The 702-nt window shown below is 44.3% G+C and carries 1 protein-coding gene; it reads right to left on the bottom strand.

From position 1 onward, the window contains the following. A partial coding sequence (locus tag ACP45E_RS19410; protein ID WP_426511649.1) for a phospholipase D-like domain-containing protein occupies positions 1-478 on the bottom strand: 478 nt, incomplete at its 3' end. Positions 479-702 lie beyond the last annotated feature (224 nt).

Below are 702 nucleotides of genomic sequence, written 5' to 3' on the forward strand. Positions count from 1 at the left end.
CGACAATGCTCAGAACAGAATCGGCAGTCATCGATTTATTGTGCATGCGGCGATTTAAACGGTCAAAATCTGACACCAAGGCAAGACTTCGGGCTTGCCTGTACTGATGAGGATTAAAAAGGCGGATTTCAATATTAGGGTGGGTCGCCAATGACGCCATATTTCGATCACTGCGCTTTTGCATGTCATCTAATAGTATCCTAACTCGAACCCCTCTTTTTGCCGCTTCATAGAGACGCCATGTAAGTAGTTGACTGGTTTCATCGTTCCGATAAATGTAATACTGAACGTCTATGCTTTTTTGCGCAGACTCTATCAACGCTAAACGCGCCAGTAATGCATCGTGACCACGGCTCAGCGGTAAAAATCCCGTGTAAATACGGGTATCATACTCGGTTTGCTGGAACACCAAATCAAGCTTAGAGCCCTGTTGATACCCATAGTGAGAACTGACGGACTTAGGCGCGTCCGAAGTCATATGACTTGTTGAACTGCATCCCCATAAGGCTACAGCAAGCAATATTGTGATCACCCTTAGATGGGCCTTTATGCACATAGACACCGACGATACCTATTGTTCTAATATGATTGTCAAAAACCGAAGGCCTTGATTCATTGTGTGTTTAAGTAATATGAACTCTAAGACTACACCAAAAAGAGGCGTAACGACCAAGACTGATGCTTGGAGATGAGGTGAAGATA

The organism is Vibrio genomosp. F10 str. 9ZD137, from assembly GCF_049974785.1.
Lineage (GTDB): Bacteria > Pseudomonadota > Gammaproteobacteria > Enterobacterales > Vibrionaceae > Vibrio.